Consider the following 22,692-nt stretch of genomic DNA (forward strand, 5'->3'; position numbering starts at 1 on the left):
TCTTACCTATGAGGAATTGAAACAAGAAGGTAGAATTTTACTTGCGGAATTTGGAGCAGGTTTGAATCTTACCTATGAGGAATTGAAACATGAACTACATTTCAAAACATCCCCCTCGTATATCTGTGTTTGAATCTTACCTATGAGGAATTGAAACTGTCTAGTAGTACAGCATAAACAAAAAGGTCATGTATGTTTGAATCTTACCTATGAGGAATTGAAACATAAAAAACAGCAGGCGTATGCAATCCGTGAAATCGGTTTGAATCTTACCTATGAGGAATTGAAACTGTCGAGTAATTCCAGCGTCTCTTCTATTCCGAAAAGTGTTTGAATCTTACCTATGAGGAATTGAAACATCGACTAGTTGAGCTCTATGCTTCCGACACAAAAATGTTTGAATCTTACCTATGAGGAATTGAAACAACATACCAAGCCGAGTGTCACCGCCGCCAAATCCTTGTTTGAATCTTACCTATGAGGAATTGAAACCCGTAATTTTCCGTTTTTGATGCACCACCGCAATAGTTTGAATCTTACCTATGAGGAATTGAAACTCGGCCAAGACCCGCCAAAGTCTTAAAGCCTCCGCCTTCGTTTGAATCTTACCTATGAGGAATTGAAACAGGGCAATACAACGTTACAATCACCTGCAAGTACGACGTTTGAATCTTACCTATGAGGAATTGAAACAATGCGTTAGCCAGCGAGGTTGCCAACGTAACCAAAGTTTGAATCTTACCTATGAGGAATTGAAACCAGAAAGCGCCCGTCCTTTTCGGACTTATCGGAACGGGTTTGAATCTTACCTATGAGGAATTGAAACGACTCTGCGCAGGTATTATCGAAAACACCGCGCGAGTTTGAATCTTACCTATGAGGAATTGAAACGAACATGTAGACGCGCGGCACTTCGCCTTCGCCCACGTTTGAATCTTACCTATGAGGAATTGAAACGACGTATCGAGGACGTGATTGGCAGCGGCTAGAGGCGTTTGAATCTTACCTATGAGGAATTGAAACCGGTGATAATCGTATGGTTTCCAGTATCGACGATAAGTTTGAATCTTACCTATGAGGAATTGAAACGCTGATGCCCAGGGATTTTCTGCGGTTATCATGGCCGTTTGAATCTTACCTATGAGGAATTGAAACTTGCTACGGGAGCCGTTAACAAGGAAACGGGTACGTTGTTTGAATCTTACCTATGAGGAATTGAAACTAATGCCGAGAAGTCGCTACGAGAGGTGGTTCGGTGGTTTGAATCTTACCTATGAGGAATTGAAACCGGAGAGGGAGAATATTATCCGGAAGGAGTAGACGAGTTTGAATCTTACCTATGAGGAATTGAAACTTGCCCGGGATCCTGACAACCCTAACCTGGTCGTTAGTTTGAATCTTACCTATGAGGAATTGAAACTTTTTCGATTAAGACGTTGAGCTGTTCGGCTAAAGGTTTGAATCTTACCTATGAGGAATTGAAACTCAGCCAAGCGATTGTAGTGTAACCCACCCTAAACCGTTTGAATCTTACCTATGAGGAATTGAAACCCGGACGAGCCTATCTATGATTTGGAATTTGCGTATAGTTTGAATCTTACCTATGAGGAATTGAAACTAGAGCTTCTTCGTTTTCCACGAGTACTGCTAGACGTTTGAATCTTACCTATGAGGAATTGAAACTAGGAAATTGCCAAACACGACCGACGCAAGGAGGAAAAGTTTGAATCTTACCTATGAGGAATTGAAACGGAGTTACAACTGTTGTAGCAGGATTGACAGCGGCGGTTTGAATCTTACCTATGAGGAATTGAAACTCGTAATACAACCCTCGGACTGTATTACGTGCTAATCGTTTGAATCTTACCTATGAGGAATTGAAACATGGTCGTACATCTGTTACGTTGACAGCCCTAAATGTTTGAATCTTACCTATGAGGAATTGAAACATACTTTGTCGGCCGTTGTCCTCGTTGTAATCGTCGTTTGAATCTTACCTATGAGGAATTGAAACCAAAAGCCTTTACGAATTCATCGGACGTCATCCCCGGTTTGAATCTTACCTATGAGGAATTGAAACAAGTATGTCGAACTTTTTTAACGCTCTAAAATCAAAGTTTGAATCTTACCTATGAGGAATTGAAACTCAATAGCATCCTTAATACCGGGCAAGCCCGTGTTATGTTTGAATCTTACCTATGAGGAATTGAAACTCAATGAAGGTGATCTTTGGTTTAAAACCGTCGATGTTTGAATCTTACCTATGAGGAATTGAAACTTGTAAAATCGAACCTGTATATCTGATTGAGGTCTCCCGTTTGAATCTTACCTATGAGGAATTGAAACTTCGCTGCCATTGCTTAATACCCCATTTGTAATCTTTGTTTGAATCTTACCTATGAGGAATTGAAACAGTGGAATCTGGGAAGTTATCAAAGAGATTTATAAGTTTGAATCTTACCTATGAGGAATTGAAACCGGGTTATAAAGGAACTGCTACCCAAAACACGGAACTTGTTTGAATCTTACCTATGAGGAATTGAAACCCGTAAGCGTCTCTGCAATCGCGGACTTATATTCATGTTTGAATCTTACCTATGAGGAATTGAAACAGATAAAGAACGGGGAGGAATTAAAATGAAAAAGGTGTTTGAATCTTACCTATGAGGAATTGAAACTGAGGATAGTCCACCCTACTAATAAATCCGATTTCCGTTTGAATCTTACCTATGAGGAATTGAAACTTCCACAAAACCAAACTATGAGTGGTATGCAGTGGTGGTTTGAATCTTACCTATGAGGAATTGAAACTGAGTATAAGTAGGAATCAGTGAATCGGGATCAACAGCGTTTGAATCTTACCTATGAGGAATTGAAACATCTTAACAATAATCAAACAGCTTGTTTTTCCACTTTCCAAGATATATTTCACCATATTTATCATATGCAGTTATGGCAGAAAGGGCTCGTAATCTGGTAACTGGAAATGAGCTTTTATTTTTGCGATTAAAGTTTTATGCAAATTTTAGTCTCGTTTATCCACTTTGGTAAAGCATCTTTTATTCCCCGTTTTTTATCCTGCATACTTAGTTTCATAAGTTATCGCTGAAGCATATTTATTGCTTTCAGTTGTTCCTCTTTGTGCTGCTCGCTGATCTACTTGGAAATTTGTTTTCCTACCTCTTTCTTATCCATTTAACATTCCTTATGACAACTTAAATGACAATAGGTGCTGAAGGTAAAGCATAAGCTTGAAATTCAGATCCATTCAGGAACTGAAGCTGAGAAGGGTCTGTAATAAAGAAGGCCTATTGTATCGTGCCTTAAGAAATTGAGATTAGGTTGAGCCCCTTTGGTTTATTTGACTTTCATCTGACCAATATATTATGCTGTTAACACCTTACTTCGTTAGAAGTTTGAAATAGTAAATAAGTAAAGGACACTTATCTTACCTATAAGGAACAAATAAGGAATCGAGGATAAATTTACCCTTGATTCCTTATTTTGCATTTGTTATAATTTTTTTAAGTAAAGAAGTAAAGGAGGAATTCACATTCCTGCTATACATATCAAATTCAAACTAGACCAACCTCTTGTACTCCCTGTGAACTATCATCATTCGCTTCAGGCGCTCGTCTATTCGATTTTCCCTCAACAAGAAGCTTCATATCTCCATGATCAAGGGTACCATTACAATAACCGTGCGTATAAACTATTTTGTTTTTCAAAAATAAAAGCTAAAAAGGCTATCTATGATAATAGTTCTAAAAAAATTACGTTTCATGACCGAATATCAATATCCATTAGTTCTATTTTACCAGAATTAATAGAAAAAACGACGAATCAATTGCTAACGACAGAAAATTTACTTTTAAACGGTGAAAAACTAAAAATAGATTCAATCCAATTTAGCCAAAACAGTGTGACAACGAATTCTCTGCAAGTAAAAGCAAATTCACCAATAACTGTTTATTCTACTTATGAAAAAAGGGATGGTTCAAAAATTACTCATTATTTTTCACCACATGATCAAGTATTCGAGCATTTGATTCAGGAGAACTTTGCACGAAAGTATGAAGCTTTTACTAACGAATCACTTGAACATGAGAAGGAGCTGTTGTCCATCCGTCCGGTGCGCGTTATTAATAGAGATAAGGTAGTGACTAAGTATAAAAACATTTGGATTACCGGGTGGACTGGGACTTATGAACTAAAAGCGAAGCCTGAATATTTGTCTTTCCTTTTAAATGCCGGTCTTGGCAGCCGGAATTCAAGTGGATTTGGATTCATCTCACCATTTCATTAATGATATAGAGGGGAGGGGTTAGATGTGTTACTCTCGGATATTATCCGGATTGGAAAGCCATTGATTGACAGTGATATGTCGTTACAAGAAAGAATTCAACTGCTGTCAGATGTCGGAAAAGAAGAGGCTAAAAATTTTTATGGCAATGTGTTTGTTGTTGTGTTGGATGGGCAGGGCGCCAATTTACATTATCGGACTTTTCAAGACGAAGAAAACGGGCCGGTCCAATTGGATGCAGCTATTGCCATGCCGATAACGATACCGTCAGGTGGAAACCCGTTAAATGCCCAAGGGATCTACCCGATTCCATGTTATCCTTTGTACGACAAGCATATTAAGCAAATATCCGATGACAAAAAAACCTTTAAGCTTGTCCATGATAGATTAGTTAAAACAGTTCCTTATTTTGACACGGATCAAGAGGAGTTGGCAAAGAAGTCAAAGATCATTGCTGATTGCTTAGTTGAAGAAGCGACAAAATTTGTGAGAGAAGAAAAACAGCTTGGTGTGCTATTTATATTGGATTGTTCGCTTGAACTTTTTGAGCCAGCGCAAGAGCAAGGTTACTTGGAGATAAAGGTACACAATTCGTCAGCCGAGAATCATTTTATGAATCCCCAAAAGTTGACTGCTAATATTATAGAAGCTCGTTTTCAAGAAGCAAAAGAATTGGGTTCGGAAAAAAATGCGATATCCACGATTTCAAACATGTCTTCTGAAGAAGTTGTTTCCGCTTATAATAAATCCTGGCTATGGCTAAGCCCTACATGGGAAGCACCTAGATCCATCTATTGGGAGAAAAAAGAATGGACGAAGGGGATACGTTTAAATCGAAAAGAGTACGAAGCCTACTTCTATGGAGCCCAATTTTTAAAGCAAGTTCAAACACCTATACGTGCTGGTGTGTTAAAAGAAATGTTTGCCCCGACTTTCAGTGTAGAGGCCAAACAAAATATGCGGCCAACGAGTTTTGAAACTATTTTTGGCATCCCTTACTTTTTGCCTTTAACAAATCTGGAGCCCACGGAATTATATACGAAATTCCAAAACCTCAAGACGAGATATGAAAGTAAAGATGCCCATCCAAATGATCTGCAACTAGAAATTATTAGCGGTTTGCAGAGTAAAATAATGCGCAATGTAAGTGATGATTATCGAATCACCATCATCTACTATTCGGGCATATTGAATCGGGGCGATATCCACCTTCGCGCGCAGATTGAAGATGTAGTCCCAAGTATTGCCCAAAAGGTACAGAAAATTGTCCAAGATATCGAAAGGCGCCAGTTGAGATATATCGCTCATTTATTACATATTCCGGAAGAGCAAACAGCTTACACTCATTTTAAAGTTAAGCATCTTCCCACTTTGTTAAGCAATGCATATGGGCCGGGCTATTTGTGGACGAGCATGGAAAAGGTGTTGCACGGTAGGCCGATTGGCATTGAAAGAGTAACAAAACAAGCAACTAGGCGAATGACAGAGCTTGCAAACAAAAGAGATTTTTGGAATATCCGTTTTGAGCTTCTGTTCTATCACTTGTTTTTAGCATTTTATCAAATGTATTATTCTGAAATTTTACATGAAGGAAAGGGGGACACCGATGTGAAAGAATGGAAGGAAATGATTGATCGATATACAAATGGAATTTTGACTGAAGACGATGTTAATTCAACTGAAAAAGTTGGATTTATTGCAGGTTGTTTAGTTCAACAATTTGAGCGTTCCTATCGCAGAAAACTGGGAAAAAGCTATCTGGATACCCGCGTGATGCGTTTTGGAAGCAAATTGACACCCGAGATGGTTTGGAAAAATGGGCTGATTGAAATGGAAGGACTGAGTAAGAGAAGAGATCTTGGAATTTCGGATAATTATAGAAAAGCGCTTGCTATTATTTTGCCTGCCATGATTCGCTTGAAGAAAAATAATCTTCTAACAAAAGAAAAAGATGAGTTTATGACCATGTTTTGGTCTGGCTATTTAATGTTGCCAAAGAAGGAGGAAAAAAATGGTGTCGATATCCAATAGTGAATTACTGTTTGTCAAATCAGTCAAGGACGGGATTCCAAATAGAGATCCTCTCAATGATAGTGATGCGAGAAGAATTTTTCCGGAAGAAGACGGCCGGATTTCTCTATCCGATGTGAGTATAAAGCGTGACGTCCGTGACTTTGTTATTGCATTATATCCAGATGGCGGAGAAAAAAATCATATTTTTGTTCAACCGATTATTAATGATAAAGGGAATTTGTTAAGCAGAAAATTCCTCGCTTTAAAAATTGCTAAAAATGTCGGAAAGGAAAATGAGGCAAAGGAGGATATGGAGTCTGTCTTAGTTGATCATGCTTTTGATGTCCGTACGTTTGGGATCGTTTATTCCGAAAAACCAAAATTTCATTTAACAGGCCCTGTGCAATTCTCATGGGCTCATTCGATGCATCCCGTTGACACGCAGTATGTTCAAGGAACGGTTACAATGCCAAGTACTGGAGAAGGGAAAACCCAAGGGACCATATGGACAAGCTACACCGTTCCATTTGCCGTTTTTTCCATGACAGGTGTTATGAATGCCAAAAGTGCTGAGCATACGAAAATGACAATTGACGACCAGGAGCTGCTACTTAGAGGACTATGGCAAGGAACCCAGCATCGTCATGCTAGGGGAAGAGGGCAGCAGGAGCCTCTATTTCTCGTTCATATTGAGTATAACGACCCTTTTTTCCGTATTGGTTACTTAGAAGAAATGATCAAATTGGTTCCAGATAAGGAAACATGGAGGGATGACAGTAGCAGGCCTTCTTCTATTCATGAGATTTCCATAGATGTGACAGAATTAGAAAAGGTTTTGGAAATGTATAAAGATAAAATTGAACGTTGCCGGATCTGGAAACACCCTCTTTTACAAGTAGATGGAAAATTAGAGGAATATATTCAAGAGATCTCCTGGTAAAGGAGGGGAAAACGTTGAAAGTTTTAGCCTTTGATGTGAAAAGTTCAGTCGCTCACTTTCGTAGGCCGGATACAACAGCTACCCAACTGACATATCCCTTCATTCCCCCAACTGCAGCGAAGGGGCTGGTTGGTGCAATATTGGGAATAGAAGACTTTACCACGAACGATAAAGTTGGTATTGAATTACGTTCAAATGTCCGATTGGTAAGCCAGCAGTTATCGTTGCTCCATAATGGAGGTTCGTCCTTTAATCGGCCAACAACTATCCAGTTACTGGTGGAACCTGCCTATAGAATATACTATGCTGGGGAGCAATTTTTCAACGAGTTGGAAATCGCCCTGAAAGAAAAGCAATTTGTCTATACAACGTATCTCGGCTCGGCTTTTGCCATCACCACACCTGTTTATGCAGGGACATGGGAAATGAGTGAAGTGCTGGATACAGGCAAAACGTATCGTGTGAGATCAATCATCCCTGTTACAGCCATTAAAGAGCTCATTCCCAAGGATGGCCATTATTATCAACGAGCCAGCGGTTTTATGAAAAGGTATGAGGGAAATCGGACATTTAGTCAATCCATCGACTTTATTTTTGAGCAAAGCGGAAAAAAACTGTTGGTGAAACCGAAGTTGAATCAAGAAGAATATCAGTTGGTTGAAATAGAGGGTGACCTTGTATGTCTAGTATAATTCCATTTGCGATGAGCATCGCTCGCCCAGATGATCATGGCAAGCAATATCTATTAACGGAACACTTGGAAGGAGTGCGTAATAAAGCGCGCTCCTTTTTTACAACAGATATTGATCCAACTGTGAAAAAGCTAATCGAATTCGCTGCTATCAGCCATGATATCGGGAAAGCTAATTTTGAATGGCAACGGTATATTAAAGGAGAAAGCAGACGCGGGCCGAATCATTCCCATTACGGTGCTATCTTCTTTTCTTATTTATCCTATCATTTTCTGAAAGAAAGCAATGTATGGAACGAACGCTATCAAATGACTTGGCTTTTTTTAACACGGGATATTGCTGATCACCACGGAGTTTTGAAGGGGTATGCAAAGAATGAGGAGATTGATACTGGCTCTTTTGAAAAAATGGATATGCTTGGGATTGAAAGGTGGATTTATTCCTTATATCCTGAGATCGAATCCATGAATATATCGATCAATGAAGAGGATATCAATCTATGGCAGGACGGTGAATATATGGATATTTTAGACGAAGTATTTGAATCGATATATGATGACCTCAGACAACATGAAAAAAACGTAGATGAAATGATGGCTGTACTCCAACAATGGCGATTTTTCACTTCGATTTTTATTGCTGCCGATCGGTTTGATATTCAAGAGGCTACTGATCGTCGAATTAAAAAGAGTGATTGGAACAAGATTGGCGACCGTATCAATCTATTTTGTCTGCAGGGAAAGGAGCATCCTCTTGCCTCCATTCGTTCGAATGCCCAAAAGTCTATCATTAAACAATGGAATGCAGAAAAAAACAGCTCTTATTATGTACTGGAGATGCCAACGGGATATGGTAAAACGATTACAGCTTTAAAATTGGCCTCTGAAATTGCAAAAGAAAAAGGTTTTTCTAAAATTATTTATATTGCTCCTTATTTGTCCATCCTCGAACAAAATGCGGATGTCATTGAGAAAATAACAGGATTTACGCCTCTGCAATTTCATTCAATGGCTATTTTAAAAAATCGTGGCCGAATTGATAATGAACATCTGTTGGATGAAAATGAAAAAACGGATGAAATGAGTGACATACATGTACAGGCTTGGGCCAATCCAATTATTTGTACAAGCTTAGTACAGTGGATGAAAGCTATTTTTCCAAGCCGTGCCCAGGAAACGTTGCGCCGAATTTTTCTTCAAGACGCCATTGTTGTGATTGACGAACCCCAAATTATAGATGCTGCAGTTTGGAACTTATTTTTAAAAGGAACAAACGCAATGTCCAAACTCTACCATCAAGTTACGATCTTTTGTTCTGCGACAATGCCTCCTTTTCACCATGGGCTCAATGAGGAACCCAAAAGGCTTACCGTATCGTCGAAAGGCTCACTTAACAGATATAAGTTGAAACTGATAGAGCCAATAGACGCTGCTGAATGTGCTGAAAAACTATCAAGATTACGGGAGCCAAGCGGAGCAGCTATCCTGAATACGATTCATGATGCAATTGATGTTTATCAACAACTTGATCAACAAAAAGATACGAATACATTCTTGGTGCATGGACTCATGGTTCCGATTCATAAAAGCATACAAATCAAACAAATTTTTAATGCACTCAACAGTCAGCGTAAAAAAGAACATTCACAACGCATTCTTGTCATCTCGACGCAAGTGATAGAAGCAGGAGCGGATTTAAGTTTCCATTATATGTATCGCGCCTTACCGATTCTTCCTTCACTAATTCAAGCCGCTGGCAGGGTGAACAGACACGGCGAAAAGGACATGGGAATTATAGAGACAGGAAAGTTGATGAGAAATGACCAAGATACCCGCTTTATTTATGCTCATCATTTGAGGCGCATTTCAGATGATTTGCTTTTTCAGAAAGATATATGGTTGGAGGAGGAAACAGGGAATCTTATTAAACAGTTTTACCAAAACATGTTTCATGAAAATAATTATCAATCGGTTTTGCAAGATATCAAGAAGGCAATGGAAGGGAATTGGGAAGCCTTATCCAGACATGAAGTATTCGGAGGTAACGAATACCATCGCTTGCCCGTTTTTATTCCCTTTAAGTGGGAGGAATATGAACCATTCATCTCTGAAGATTTAAAGCAATTGATGGAGGAGTTTGGGGCTTCGTCGCCGGAAGATATTTATTCTATTTTTAAAGAGAAAAAAATGCTGAATCGTCCATACGGAGAAAAGAAGAGATTCAACATCCTTTTTCATCAATTCGTTTTAAATATACCAGCAAAGAAGGCATTAAAAATAGTTTCCAAAGAGGATTTCCTTACTGATAGAATTCCGATATTAAAAGATGACGGAGTCTACAGCCCAGAAAAAGGATTGGCCTTTATGGAAGATGAGATCGATCATCATTTTATATAAGAGGAGAATGTGAATTGCCGAATGAGTACATTCCGAACGTGACCGGTACGGACATTTGGTACTATTTCATCTGCAAAAGAGAGCTTTGGCTCATGATTCGTAAAATTGCCCCTGACCAAGAAGATGAAAATGTGGATATTGGCCGTTTTCTTCACGAATACTACAGTAAAAGAGGGAAGAAAGAAGTAGATATAGGCAGCGGTAAAATTGACAGAATCAAGAAGGTGGGAAATCAGCTTGTTGTACAGGAAATAAAGAAAACCTCTCGTTATAGGGAGTCCAGTTATTTTCAGTTGTTATTTTACTTATACGAACTAAAGAAAATGGGAATGGAAGCAAAGGGAGAATTGCTGTTTGTAGAAGAAAAGAAGAAGGAAGTGGTTGCATTAACGGAAAAGAATGAGGAACAGTTGAAAAAGGTAATAAAAGAGATACAGAGATATGCACGAATGCCGGTTCCCCCTTCACCTAAGAAAATTAAGTTTTGTACGAAATGTGCATATCGTGAATATTGCTGGGCGGGTGAAGAATGAGTGAAAAAAACATTGTATATAACAAATAGCGGTGAGTTCAGGAGAAAAGACAACACGTTATATTTTATAAATGATGAAGGAAAGAGAACGTTTATTCCGATAGAAGACATCAACGATATTTTTATCTTTTCAGAAGTAAGCTTCAATACGAAGCTGCTTGATTTTTTGTCCCAGAAGCATATTTGCGTTCATTTTTTCAATTATTATGGTTATTATTCCGGCACTTATTATCCAAGAGAACATTTAAATGCAGGACACGTATTATTAAAGCAAAGTGAAGTATATTTGAATTTCGAACGTAGGCTTGATTTGGCCAGTCGTTTTGTGAGTGGGTCTATTCACCAAATGCAACAAGTTCTAAAATACTATGTAAATCGTCGGAAGGATAATAATATCCATTTAAAAGATTCTGCGGAAAAGATGGCGGAGATAAAGGAAAATCTCATTCAAGCGCAAACAATAGAGGAATTAATGGCTTCAGAAGGCCATGCAAGAGAAGTATATTACTCTTGCTTTGATGATATTATCCAAAACAAAGATTTCGTGTTTGATAAAAGAACAAAACAGCCTCCTTTAAATGCCCTCAATGCCTTGATTAGTTTTGGTAATTCTATTTGTTATACAATGATTTTAAGTGAAATATATAAAACCTATTTAGATCCGAGAATAGGATTCTTGCATTCGACAAACTTTAGAAGGTTTTCGTTGAACTTGGATGTAGCGGAGATTTTTAAGCCGATTATGGTGGATCGGTTAATTTTTCAGCTCATTAATAAGAAAATGATTACAAAAAAGCATTTTGAACAGCAGCATACAGGAGGCATTTTGTTGAATGATAAAGGGAGAAGAATTTTTTTAGAGCAAACTGAGTTGCGAATGAGAACTACTGTAAATCACCGTCACCTTGGCAGGCGTGTTTCATATCGACGCTTATACCGACTAGAGCTTTACAAAATTCAAAAGCATATATTAGGTGAAAAAGAATACGAACCGTTCGAATCGCTTTGGTAGAGGAGGATTTCAGAGAATGTTCTTAATCCTTGTATATGACTTTGGAGAAAAAAGAGTCGGAAAAGCATTGAAAATTTGCCGAAAGTATTTACACTGGGTTCAAAATTCCGTTTTTGAAGGAGAAATTTCAAAAGCAAATTTTGTAAAATTAAAAAAAGAGCTGGAGCTACTCATGGATCCAGAGGAAGACTCGATCATCTTATACACATTCAGATCACAAAAATTTTCTAAAAGAGAAATCATGGGCTTAGAAAAAGGAAACATAGATTTTATCCTGTAACATTTGTCGTCGATCTATCTCGTGACATCACCCCCCGGGAGATCGACGACAAATCAAAATCATCCAAAAAGCGGAAAATGCAACCAGTATGAGCCCTGTTTGGGAAAAAATAACTTTCATTTTTATAAAATATGTGATATACAATAATGTGATAGAATCAATGTTTTTTGGGGTTAACATCTTACCTATGAGGAATTGAAATATTGGTCAAAATGGTGTCCCGGCAACGCCTAATAGTGTTAACATCTTACCTATGAGGAATTGAAATAGACTTGTCAAGCCCTCCTCCCCATCAATCAGGAGCCGTTAACATCTTACCTATGAGGAATTGAAATTTGGGTCTTTTCCGGCATTGGCGTCCGGTTTCGGGGCAGTTAACATCTTACCTATGAGGAATTGAAATCCAGAACGGCATGGAATGGCACGGTCCAGCGCTTGCAGTTAACATCTTACCTATGAGGAATTGAAATGCGGCTATGATCGGCGTAGGTGCCGAGCCACCTGTCCGTTAACATCTTACCTATGAGGAATTGAAATCCAGCCCCTCAAAGCTAACCGTTTCAGTAATCTTTCGTTAACATCTTACCTATGAGGAATTGAAATGACCTCTATCCCGCAGACCATACGCTTTGACTAAATTGGTTAACATCTTACCTATGAGGAATTGAAATTCGGTTTTCAAATATATATAGCGCTACGTCTTTTGGGTTAACATCTTACCTATGAGGAATTGAAATCCGATGCATACAGAAATGAGACATGGGAGCCTCCAAGTTAACATCTTACCTATGAGGAATTGAAATGTCGATCCTATCTATCTAATGGACTTCGAAAATAACAGTTAACATCTTACCTATGAGGAATTGAAATATGAGCGCGCAAGTTGAACGGCAGTATGACGAATACGAGGTTAACATCTTACCTATGAGGAATTGAAATAATAACATCTCGACGTTCGAATTAATGCGCGCCCTAGGTTAACATCTTACCTATGAGGAATTGAAATAGTACGTAATCAAGCGGCACGGCGACGATGGACTCGTCGTTAACATCTTACCTATGAGGAATTGAAATTAACTCGTTTCATCTTCATCAACCAGCGTCCACATTGTTAACATCTTACCTATGAGGAATTGAAATTGTCGTCATCGCTATCGAGTATCCACGCGCCGTCGTGTTAACATCTTACCTATGAGGAATTGAAATTATACATACTTCTTTGGATCCCGTACCCACCCATAGTTAACATCTTACCTATGAGGAATTGAAATGAGGATAGGACGGTACAGGAGGGTGTTCTTAACAAACGTTAACATCTTACCTATGAGGAATTGAAATACTTCAGCCCGAACTTTTTCGTATTCTGCTTGGCTGTTAACATCTTACCTATGAGGAATTGAAATCCCTGGATCACTTCCGTTGCCATTTGCGCAATAGACTTGTTAACATCTTACCTATGAGGAATTGAAATATGGAGTAGCAGAGGCGGCGGGACAGCTCGGTATCGTTAACATCTTACCTATGAGGAATTGAAATTCGCCTGCTTTGCGCCGTTATCCTCCGTCGGCTGCCGTTAACATCTTACCTATGAGGAATTGAAATACAAAAAGGTCATGCGTGACTGGCGCGGGAAAATCCGTTAACATCTTACCTATGAGGAATTGAAATCGTCCCTGCTTTTGGCTGGGAAATGGGGCCGCCAAGTTAACATCTTACCTATGAGGAATTGAAATGATGGACATGATTCAGTGGTTGTCTAGTTTCTTAGAGTTAACATCTTACCTATGAGGAATTGAAATTGGAAAAATAATCGCCGTACAGACCAGGCTTGTATGGTTAACATCTTACCTATGAGGAATTGAAATTAAAATTGTCGCTCCCGAAGCCGATAAGCCAAATTCGTTAACATCTTACCTATGAGGAATTGAAATAATGTATTTCTATGTATAAACATTCTACACCTTTCGTTAACATCTTACCTATGAGGAATTGAAATTGGTGAACAGAAATGAGAATGTCAGCTCCCCAACTATGTTAACATCTTACCTATGAGGAATTGAAATTAGGACAATTGCTTAACTTTTAAAACTTCTCCTTCCGTTAACATCTTACCTATGAGGAATTGAAATGAATATCGTGGGAAAACTGGTACAACCCCCGTACACGTTAACATCTTACCTATGAGGAATTGAAATTTGCACGGCATTATCGAAGTTGAATTTCAATTCCATGTTAACATCTTACCTATGAGGAATTGAAATAACAACGAAGGTTCTGCCGACACATACCCGATCGTCGTTAACATCTTACCTATGAGGAATTGAAATTTTTTGTACTAACTCCAAATGAGTTCACCGATCTCCGTTAACATCTTACCTATGAGGAATTGAAATATGTGATGCACCATGTCAGCTGGTGTCAGTATGCCTGTTAACATCTTACCTATGAGGAATTGAAATAGATTGGCCGAATTTCGGACTTTGAGACAGCGTAGGTTAACATCTTACCTATGAGGAATTGAAATAAAGATCAAGATGAGCAAAAATTGAACTTAGAAAGGTTAACATCTTACCTATGAGGAATTGAAATAGGAAAACCAACGCATCATCACTAAGTGGTCAGAGGTTAACATCTTACCTATGAGGAATTGAAATAAAGATGCGCATGCCAATCGGTTTGATTATTTTAAAGTTAACATCTTACCTATGAGGAATTGAAATTCACTTATCCATAGCAAGACTTCACAAGTGATCAATGTTAACATCTTACCTATGAGGAATTGAAATGATGACACTATAAACATACTTGATATAGAGGAAATAGTTAACATCTTACCTATGAGGAATTGAAATCAAGTATGAGCGCTTTTTTGTCAAAGCTGTGAGCCGTTAACATCTTACCTATGAGGAATTGAAATTGTGCTAAACCCAGCCAACGCTTGCCAACAGGGCTATCCGTTAACATCTTACCTATGAGGAATTGAAATGGTGACATAGATAAATGGATATCCGTTCATGAGTCTATGTTAACATCTTACCTATGAGGAATTGAAATCCAGTTGGGCTGTCAGACATACCAGACGTAGGGGTGTCGTTAACATCTTACCTATGAGGAATTGAAATCACGTTCGCAGGCGTTTTCCGCATTTCCCCACCATAGTTAACATCTTACCTATGAGGAATTGAAATTCGATCAATCCGATGAAATCGATGAAGATGGCATGGCGTTAACATCTTACCTATGAGGAATTGAAATTTGTAATGTTTTTTTCTCCTCTGGAGTTTTTCTGTCCGTTAACATCTTACCTATGAGGAATTGAAATCGTGTAGCTGCGGCAGGCTTCCCGGTAATCGAAAACGTTAACATCTTACCCATGAGCAATTGAAATTTGGCAAACGCCGCGGTCTTTGTAAAATTCACCTTGCGTTAACATCTTCCCTATGAACTTTTCTCCGTGCTTTGATTTTCGCTTTGCCTCTCCGAATCTCTTTCTCGTTTATCCCGCATGTAAGGTGCCGTAAGGCTCCCACATCAAAATCTTGAGCGAATACAAAAAGTATAAGTGTGAGCAAACGGCATCTAAATGCCCGATTGGTTCAACTAACATTCAGTAGGAGCCCTACTGAATGAAGTTTCACTTTATCCCGCATGTAAGGTGCCGTAAGGCTCCCACATCAAAATCTTGAGCGAATACAAAAAGTATAAGTGTGAGCAAACGGCTCCTAAAAGCCCGATTGGTTCAACTAACATTCAGTAGGAGCGGGAAGAAAACTCCTCTGAATGAAGTTTCACTTTATATCTTCCCTATAGCTTTTCTTTGTTTATTGCTCCAATAGCTGATGTCCTGTCAAAGAAGTCTCAGCCATCGGAGCGTCCGCCTTTTGGGGGGCGTCTTCATGGCTTTCCGTTTTTGATATCTGCACTGAATTAAGCGATCCATGAATGAGGTTTCCGTGGTCTTTATGGCTTTATGTTTTGATATCGTATTGCTTTATTTTTCTATATAGGTTTGCTCGGGACATTCCGAGTAATGTGGCGGCTGCGCTTTTGTTGCCGAAGGTTTTGTTTAGGGCTTCTTGGATGCGCTCTTTTTCTAACAGTGCTTTTTCTTTTGCGAGTCCCGCCTTTTCTTCTGCTTTTTTGGTGTTGGCCGGAAAGATTTGGGTGATGTCTTCGGCATGGATGATCGGTTTTTCTGAAAAGATGATCATTCTTTCGACCACATTTCTCAGTTCTCGAATATTTCCGGGCCAATGATAGTTCATGAAGCATTCCAAGGCGCTGTCAGAAAGGGAGGGGATTTCTTTATAGTATTTTATTGCAAATTCTTGTATAAAGTTATTGGCTAAGAGCGGGATGTCTTCCAATCTTTCCCGCAGGGGAGGGATGGGTAATGTAACCACATTGAGACGGTAGTACAGATCTTCCCGAAAGGTGCCTTGTTTCACCATCTCTTCTAAATCGCTGTTGGTGGCGGCCACAACGCGAATGTTTACTTTAATAGAGGTGTTGCCCCCAATGCGATATACTTCTCTTTCTTGGAGTACTCTTAGTAATTTGACTTGCATGTCAAGGGGTAATAGACCAATTTCGTCCAAAAATAAAGTGCCTCCTTCGGCCATTTCCACTTTCCCCGGCCTGCCATCCCGGTGCGCGCCTGTAAAAGCGCCTTTTTCGTAACCGAAAAATTCGCTTTCAAATAGGGCTTCGGGAATGGCACCGCAATTAATGGCAATGAATGGCTCCTGATTTCTGAAGCTCGCTTCATGAATGCCTTGGGCAAACAGTTCTTTCCCAACGCCGCTTTCTCCATGAATGAGGACTGTCGCATCAGTTTTAGCCACTTTTAGCGCCAACCCTTTTACGAGTTGAATCGCTTCGCTATCCCCTTTAATTTCCGAAAAAGGACCATTTTGTTCCTGTACTTTATATTGCCTTTTTATGTTTTGGAGCTGGGTTGTTTGCAAGGTCAGCTTTTCGTTTAACTTTACGATGTTGGTAATATCATGGTCGATGGAAATGGCTCCGATTAACTCTCCATTTTCATCAAAAATAGGCGCCGAGCTGATGACTACGTGCTTATCCGGCCGGGGTTGGTGGTAGACGTTATGGACAGGTCGTTTCGTTTTTAAGATTTCCAGTAATTTCAAATCTTTTCTTTTAAAAAAATTGCTTATTTTTCTATGTTCAATGTCTTTAAGCGGTATGCCGTAGATCTTTTCTGCTTGGGGATTCCAATATTGTACTTCGCCCGATGCGTTAATAATGGTAATGGCATCCGCACTTGTTTGTATTAACGTCTGTAAAAAATAGTGTGAATGTTTAAAGTATTGTTCTTTCATAACCAACACCTTCGTTAAAATAGTGTAACATCTGCCATTTGTATTAAACAAATGTGTAACATTTTTGGACACTTCTATTGTAATAGATGATCAACAGAACAGCAATTGTAGCAAGTATACCTATTAAAATGTGTTGGCACAATTTTTGCTATCTCTATTATATAGAAACATATTTACGAGGTGAAATGGTGAAATGATTGAGATAGAAAGTTACATAGAAACCATTGATGCGCATGTGATGGGAGAAGCGGCCAGAATTGTCATCGGAGGGATTCCGGAGATTCTTGGTGAATCCATGATGGACAAAAAACGTTATGTGCAGAAAAATATGGACGATATACGAAAGCTGTTAATGCATGAGCCAAGAGGGCACCTGAATATGTTTGGCGCCATATTGACGAGGCCTTGCCAATCATCATGCGACATTGGGGTTTTATTTATGGATAGCGGCGGTTATTTAAACATGTGTGGTCATGGAACGATAGCAGCTGTCACAGTGGCTGTCCATAGTGGCCTGATAGAAAGAAAAGACAAGGTATTTTTGGATACGCCTTCCGGAATTGTCGAATGTCATCTTGTTTATGAGCAGGATAAAGTGAAGGAAGTGTCATTTATCAATGTTCCGGCCTTTTTATATGAACGCGGTGTAAGCGTTTTTGTTGAAAATGTGGGGCATGTGGAAATGGATATCGCTTTTGGCGGCAGTTTTTTTGCCATTGTCGATGCAGAACCATTTCAACTACAACTAACCACTGAAGAACAGGAAAAAATTACCTCATTGGGCATGAAGATCAGAAAGGCGGCAAACGAACAGTTGACGGTCAGCCACCCGTACATTCCCGAGATCAATACGATTGATCTCGTAGAATTTAGTTTACAATTAGATGAACATTATTATCGGAATACCGTGGTTTTTGGCGATGGACAAATTGATCGGTCACCGTGTGGAACAGGTACATGTGCAAAGCTGTCTACATTGAACCTTAGGCCTGGTGAATATATTATCCAGGAAAGTATTATTAGATCACAATTTAAAGGCGAGGTAGTCGGTTTTACAGAGGTCGGAAACTATAAAGCGATTATCCCTAAAATAACGGGGTCTGCTTGGGTGACCGGCATTCATAAATTCTCATTGGATGTGAGCGATCCATTCAAGGAAGGCTTTCTTTTACGATAAATCTATTCATCCTTTCTCGAACAATCGGGCGAAATGATGGAGCCGATACTCGGTCCGCAATTTCAAGGATGTGGCGGGAATTATGGATAGAACATTGCGTTTTCTGCCATCATTTCATTTGGGGAGCGTTGCGGCCATTTCATGTTAGGCACATTTCCGGCGGGCAACACACGCAAGACCGGAAAGGAAAAATAGATTTGAAGGATAACATGTTCACGAAAAAAATAGAAGGGGAATCTCCTGGATATTCTTCCCCTTCTCATTAGAGGAGGAACTTGAGGTGCAAAAAAAACTGCCCTTTCTACAAATACTCGCAATAGGTTTGATGCTTTTTTCGATGTTTCTAGGTGCTGGAAACGTGATATTCGCGCCAATGGTAGGACAGCAGGCAGGTGGAAATGTCTGGACCGCTATGGGCGGGTTTTTAATTACTGGTGTCGGTTTGGTGTTATTGGCGATTATTGCGTTGACACGCGGCGGAGGAACAGTGGAAAGGCTTGCGGGCAGAGTGGGTCCCCGTTTTGCTGTTATATTTTCAGTATTGCTGTTCTTAACGCTTGGCCCCATTTACGTCATTCCCCGGACAACATCTGTTGTCTATGAAATTGCGATCAATCCACATGTGCACAGTAAGGAAAATGCCAGTCTTTACTTGTTCATTTTTTCTACAATATTCATTGTCTTGACGATTTTGCTCTCGTGGAATACGACCAAATTTGTCGATCGTTTAGGAAAAATAATCACTCCTGTCTTTTCAATATTATTAATCACTTTAATTGCCAAGTCGCTGATTACACCAATGGGAAAGATTGGCGAGCCTCAAGAGGAATATTTGAGCGGCGTTTTTATCAAAGGGTTTACAGAAGGATATTATACAATGGATGTTCTCGCCGCCTTTGTATTTGGAGGAATCTTCATTAAATCGATCAGCTCTTTAGGAATCCAATCGGAAAAGGAAGTGTCACGGGTTTTTATTCAGGCTGGGATGATCACGATGATTGGACTTGTGGCATTACAACTCTCAATGGCCTGGATTGGCGCCTCCAGTGTGGATTCCATCGGCTTGAAAGAAAATGGAGGAGAAATATTGGCTCAAGGCTCCAAAGTGCTGTTTGGGCAAGGCGGGGTATATATGATTGGGGCAGTCATTTTCTTAACTGGGATCACAACGAATGTTGCTTGCTTAGCGTCTGTTTCCGAATATTTCGAAAGGATCATTCCGTCCGTTTCTTATAAAAAGTGGCTCATCCCTTTTTCGCTTGTTGGTTTGATCATTACGAACTTTGGATTAAATAAAATCTTGACGCTTGCTTCGCCTATTCTTTTATTGTTATATCCGATTGCGATTGCTTTGATTGTATTAATCTTTACAAACAATTTATTTGGCGGATATAAGTCGGTTTACGTTGCCACCATAACCGGTGTCGGTTTTGTCGCTTTTCTCGATGCTTTACAAGAAGCAAACATCGCGTCTGAAGCGATCAATCAAGTATTTGGTTTCATTCCATTATTTACAAATGGCGCCGGATGGATTGTAACCGGTTTAATTGGATTTTTGCTTGGCCTTATTATTGCCAAAGTTCTCAAAGAGCCGGCCGATCTCATCCAAATCGCAAGTCAAAAGCGTCCCGACCATGAATGTGAGGAACATGTTGAACATCTGCCTATCAAATAAGCTTGAAAGCGCCCACAGTCCAAGTGTCCGCAGTCGCAGGTCTCACGGCAACTAAAGCGAAGGCTCTATCCAATACAATAGACGCTCAGACATAAGCCTAAAACGGCAAAGATGATGCCGCCATAGATAGATGAAATAGCGGTTGGCAGGCAAGGAAATGATGGCTTGATCGTGAAAGCTGGTGCTAAAGCAAAGGCGATGACCATGGATGTAAGTCCGTCTTGTTTTGACACTGCTCCAAACTAGAAGCCCCCTTTCCAGTTGACACTTTTCGCTCTCTATGGTATTTCATAAATGATTAGCACTTTCCTGATAAGAGTGCTAACCACTGATCAATTCGATGAAAGGGGTATACATATGGCGAAGCAGGCGTTTAAGGCGGAGTCGAAGCGGCTGTTGGAAATGATGATTCATTCGGTTTATTCCAACAAGGAGATTTTTCTGCGGGAGCTGATTTCGAACGCGAGTGATGCAATTGATAAGATTTATTATAAAGCGTTGACGGATGATTCTTTGGTGTTTGATAAGGACAGTTATTATATCAAAGTGAAGGCAGACAAAGATCAGCGCACATTAACGATTACGGATACCGGCATCGGGATGACGAAAGATGAGCTGGAATCAAACTTGGGAACGATTGCGAAGAGCGGTTCGTTGGCGTTTAAAAACGAAAATGAAATCCGAGACGGCCATGATATTATCGGCCAATTTGGCGTCGGTTTTTATTCCGCGTTTATGGTGGCGGATCATGTGACGGTCATTACGAAAGCGCTGGAGAGCGACCAGGCGTACAAATGGGAATCTTCCGGGGCTGATGGATTTACGATTGAACCGGTGGAAAAAGAATCGGTCGGAACGGAGATTATTTTAAAAATCAAAGAGAATACGGAAGATGAAAACTATGACGAGTATCTTGAAGAGTATCGTTTAAGAGCGATCATTAAAAAGCACTCTGATTTCATTCGCTACCCAATTAAAATGGACGTGACCGAACGCAGGCTGAAAGAGGGCAGCGAGGACGAATACGAAGACTACATCGAAGAACAAACGATTAACAGCATGGTCCCCATTTGGAGAAAAAACAAAAACGAGCTGACCACGGAGGATTACGAGAATTTTTATCATGAAAAACACTACGGTTTTGATAAACCGATCAAGCATATTCATATTAAAGTCGATGGAACCGTCCGGTACAATGCCATTTTATTTATCCCTGAAAAAATTCCGTTCGATTACTATACGAAAGAATTTGAAAAAGGGTTGGAGTTATATTCCAATGGCGTCCTCATTATGGAAAAATGCGGAGATTTGCTTCCTGACTACTTCAGCTTTGTAAAAGGGATGGTCGATTCCGAAGACTTATCGCTCAACATTTCAAGGGAAATGTTACAGCAGGACCGGCAATTGAAGTTTATCGCGAAAAATATTAAAAATAAAATCAAAAGGGAACTTGAAAGTCTTCTGAAGGACGATCGGGAGCATTATGAAAAATTTTTCGAGGAGTTCGGCAGACAGCTTAAGTTTGGCGTATATAACAACTTTGGGCAAGATAAAGAAGTGCTGCAAGACCTGTTATTGTTCTACTCGTCGAAGGAAAAGAAACTTGTTACATTAGACGAGTATGTATCTAGAATGGCGGAAGATCAGAAATATATTTATTATGCGACAGGTGAATCGATCGAAAGAATTGCCAAATTGCCGCAAACGGAGCTTGTTGCAGATAAAGGATATGAAATTCTGTATTTCACTGATGATGTCGATGAATTTGCGATTAAAATGCTCATGAGCTATAAAGAGAAAGAGTTTAAAAATGTAGCGAGCGGCGATTTGGGCATAGAAGAGGAGCAGGATAAAAAGCAGACGGAATCGGAAGAAAAAGAAAACAAAGAGCTGCTTGATTATATGAAAGAAGTGCTTTCCGGAAAAGTGAAAGACGTGAAAATATCAAAACGGTTGAAATCCCATCCTGTTTGTTTGGCGGCGGATGGTGAAGTATCCATCGAAATGGAAAAAATCCTCAGCGCCATGCCGAACAATGAACAAGTAAAAGCAGACAAAATTCTGGAAATCAACGGAGATCACGATGTATTTCAAGCGTTAAAATCGGCGTTTGACCAAGACCGTGAAAAGGCAAGATTATACACAAACCTGTTATATAATCAGGCACTTCTGATTGAAGGCTTGCCGATTGAAGATCCGGTAGAATTTACGAACAATATGTGTAAAGTAATGGTGTAAAGATTAGGCCTCCCGCTTTGAGTCAGGGAGGTCTTTTTGCGGAACAAAAAGGTACGCTACTGGACGGTCACTTACCATGATCAGCTTCTTTC

General features: G+C 39.6%; 12 protein-coding genes and 2 CRISPR repeat arrays (1 of these 14 only partly in view). Of the genes, 11 read left to right on the forward strand and 1 reads right to left on the reverse strand.

Annotated elements, in window-relative coordinates; all coding sequences use genetic code 11:
- A CRISPR array of direct repeats spans positions 1 to 2,879; the repeat unit is 30 nt; unit sequence GTTTGAATCTTACCTATGAGGAATTGAAAC (it extends 338 nt beyond the left edge of the window).
- 725 nt (positions 2,880 to 3,604) lie between these two features.
- From cas6 to cas2, 8 genes are read left to right on the forward strand one after another with little or no spacing between them, the layout of a single operon-like run.
- Positions 3,605 to 4,306, forward strand: a complete 702-nt coding sequence (cas6, locus tag JOC94_RS11880; protein ID WP_171974029.1) for a CRISPR-associated endoribonuclease Cas6 — start codon at positions 3,605 to 3,607, stop codon at positions 4,304 to 4,306.
- A gap of 24 nt (positions 4,307 to 4,330) precedes the next feature.
- The gene (locus tag JOC94_RS11885; protein ID WP_077113806.1) at positions 4,331 to 6,334 is read left to right on the forward strand and encodes a hypothetical protein; all 2,004 of its coding nucleotides are present in this window, start codon (positions 4,331 to 4,333) and stop codon (positions 6,332 to 6,334) included.
- Positions 6,315 to 7,256 carry a type I-B CRISPR-associated protein Cas7/Csh2 gene (cas7b, locus tag JOC94_RS11890; protein ID WP_171974028.1) on the forward strand — a complete coding sequence of 314 codons (942 nt, stop codon included), beginning with the start codon at positions 6,315 to 6,317 and terminating at the stop codon, positions 7,254 to 7,256. The genes JOC94_RS11885 and cas7b overlap by 20 nt, the downstream gene beginning before the upstream one ends.
- Before the next feature lie 14 nt (positions 7,257 to 7,270).
- Positions 7,271 to 7,948: a CRISPR-associated protein Cas5 gene (cas5, locus tag JOC94_RS11895; RefSeq protein WP_077113805.1), complete on the forward strand. Its 678-nt coding sequence runs from the start codon at positions 7,271 to 7,273 to the stop codon at positions 7,946 to 7,948.
- Positions 7,936 to 10,344: a CRISPR-associated helicase/endonuclease Cas3 gene (locus JOC94_RS11900; RefSeq protein ID WP_077113804.1), complete on the forward strand. Its 2,409-nt coding sequence runs from the start codon at positions 7,936 to 7,938 to the stop codon at positions 10,342 to 10,344. The genes cas5 and JOC94_RS11900 overlap by 13 nt, the downstream gene beginning before the upstream one ends.
- Positions 10,345 to 10,358: 14 nt before the next feature.
- On the forward strand, positions 10,359 to 10,877 hold the full coding sequence (cas4, locus tag JOC94_RS11905) for a CRISPR-associated protein Cas4 (protein ID WP_213089034.1): 519 nt from the start codon (positions 10,359 to 10,361) through the stop codon (positions 10,875 to 10,877).
- Positions 10,878 to 11,888 carry a type I-B CRISPR-associated endonuclease Cas1b gene (gene cas1b / locus JOC94_RS11910; RefSeq protein ID WP_077113803.1) on the forward strand — a complete coding sequence of 337 codons (1,011 nt, stop codon included), beginning with the start codon at positions 10,878 to 10,880 and terminating at the stop codon, positions 11,886 to 11,888. It begins immediately after the preceding gene.
- 16 nt (positions 11,889 to 11,904) lie between these two features.
- Positions 11,905 to 12,168 carry a CRISPR-associated endonuclease Cas2 gene (gene cas2, locus JOC94_RS11915; protein ID WP_077113802.1) on the forward strand — a complete coding sequence of 88 codons (264 nt, stop codon included), beginning with the start codon at positions 11,905 to 11,907 and terminating at the stop codon, positions 12,166 to 12,168.
- 172 nt (positions 12,169 to 12,340) lie between these two features.
- Positions 12,341 to 15,556: a CRISPR direct-repeat array (repeat unit 30 nt; unit sequence GTTAACATCTTACCTATGAGGAATTGAAAT).
- A gap of 580 nt (positions 15,557 to 16,136) precedes the next feature.
- On the opposite strand, the gene JOC94_RS11920 is transcribed toward cas2, so the two are convergent.
- Complete coding sequence (locus JOC94_RS11920) at positions 16,137 to 17,510, reverse strand: sigma-54 interaction domain-containing protein (RefSeq protein ID WP_077114514.1); 1,374 nt, start codon at positions 17,508 to 17,510, stop codon at positions 16,137 to 16,139.
- Positions 17,511 to 17,703: 193 nt separating this feature from the next.
- Here JOC94_RS11920 and JOC94_RS11925 point away from each other — a divergent pair, with 193 nt between their 5' ends.
- The 3 genes from JOC94_RS11925 to htpG all read left to right on the forward strand — a co-directional run bounded on the left by JOC94_RS11925 (position 17,704) and on the right by htpG (position 22,600).
- Entirely contained in the window at positions 17,704 to 18,687 is a 984-nt protein-coding gene (locus JOC94_RS11925) for a proline racemase family protein (protein WP_139345778.1), read from the forward strand.
- Positions 18,688 to 18,967: 280 nt separating this feature from the next.
- Positions 18,968 to 20,362: a branched-chain amino acid transport system II carrier protein gene (brnQ, locus tag JOC94_RS11930; protein ID WP_083717785.1), complete on the forward strand. Its 1,395-nt coding sequence runs from the start codon at positions 18,968 to 18,970 to the stop codon at positions 20,360 to 20,362.
- Between the two features lie 357 nt (positions 20,363 to 20,719).
- A complete protein-coding gene (htpG, locus tag JOC94_RS11935) occupies positions 20,720 to 22,600 on the forward strand; it encodes a molecular chaperone HtpG (protein WP_077114516.1) in 1,881 nt (626 codons plus the stop codon).
- Positions 22,601 to 22,692: the final 92 nt, after the last annotated feature.

Source organism: Siminovitchia thermophila, assembly GCF_016909185.1.
GTDB lineage: Bacteria > Bacillota > Bacilli > Bacillales > Bacillaceae_C > Siminovitchia > Siminovitchia thermophila.